Below are 1,314 nucleotides of genomic sequence, written 5' to 3'. Positions count from 1 at the left end.
ATTCGCGCCGGCGCAGCGCGCGGGCGGAGGCGGGCGTGTCGGGCGCGGCGTCGTAGCCGGCGCGGCGGATCGCGCCGACCAGCGCATCGAGCGTGGTGCGCGCCGGATCCCACGCGACGCTCGCGGCGTGTGTCGCGGCATTCACGCAGCACGCGCCGGCACCGTCGACCGCGTGCACCGCCTGCTCGATCAGCCCGGCGCAGGCGCCGCATTGCAGGCCGGCGAGCTGCAGGCCGGCGCGTTGCGTGGAGGGAGTCGCCGCAGAGGTGGGTGCCAGGGTCACCGGCGGCAGTTTCCTGCCTTCGGCGCGGTGGCGACTTGATCCGGATCAACCCCGCGGCAAGGGCCGTGAAGCGCCGAATGCGCCGCCGCGTGCCTCAGACCCCCCAGGACATCCACATCGCGAGCGTGCGCCGTTCGAGGTACGAGAACGGAATGCTCGGGCGCCTGAACCCCTCCACGGTGTCGTGGTTGGCCTGCTTCAACGCGGTGCCGAACTCGACGCCTTTCGAGAGCCGGTGGCGGTATGCCAGGTCGATCACGCCGCGCCCGGGCGAGGGCACCTGGCTGGCGGCGAGCGTGGGGCGCGCCCTCAGCCCGGCTTCGAACGAACGGCGGTCGTCGATCTGGTACGTCATGCGGGCCTTGAATGCATTGCGCGGTTGCGTGCCGAAGTAGTTCACCTCGGTGGCCAGCGGCGAGCGGGCCGCGCTGTCGAACGAGAACTCCGCGCGCACCAGGTCGATCGAGCCGTCGATGCTCCACTGCGGGCTCGGTTGCCAGCGCGCATCGGCCTCGAAGCCGCGCACACGCAGCCGCGTGTCCATCAGCGGCGTGGTCGGGGTGACCGGGGTCGTGACCGGCACCGGGTAGCTGCCGAAGCGCTGCTCGTACACCGCCGCGTTGACCTGGAGCTCGCGGCTGGCCTTCCAGCGCAGGCCGGCCTCGATCGACGGGATCCGCAGGTCCTGGGTGCCGTTGGCCAGCGTTTCCGAGTGCGACAGGCTGCCCCACAGCGACAGGTCCGGCGTGGCCGCCCAGCGCAGGCGCAGCGTGGTCGCGTACAGGTTGTCGACGAAGCCGGCGCGGAACACCCGTTGCGCCTGGGCGCCGAGCACCACCGAGCCGCGGTTCTCGGCAAAGCGCCATTCATCCTGGACGAACGCCTGCAGCCGGTCGGTGTCGGTCGGCACGGCGACGGCATCGAGTGCCGCCGCGCGCGCGGAGATCGAGTCGGTGTTCACGCTGCCGCCCACCAGCAGCTCGTGCGACCCCAGCCGCAGGAAATCCTGCGCGGACAGCTCGATGGTGCGC

At 72.1% G+C, this 1,314-nt stretch carries 2 protein-coding genes; both read right to left on the bottom strand.

All coding sequences use genetic code 11. From position 1 onward, the window contains the following. The coding region (locus AC1D01_RS35000) for a cation transporter (protein ID WP_477874164.1) at positions 1-283 on the bottom strand (283 nt) is incomplete at its 3' end. Positions 284-377: 94 nt separating this feature from the next. Continuing rightward, the coding region (locus AC1D01_RS34995) for a TonB-dependent receptor domain-containing protein (protein WP_477874162.1) at positions 378-1,314 on the bottom strand (937 nt) is incomplete at its 5' end.

The organism is Rhizobacter sp. P3_B12 (genome assembly GCF_056402895.1).
Note: the sequence above shows the minus strand (reverse complement) of the source record. Positions and strands in the feature narration are given on the sequence as shown.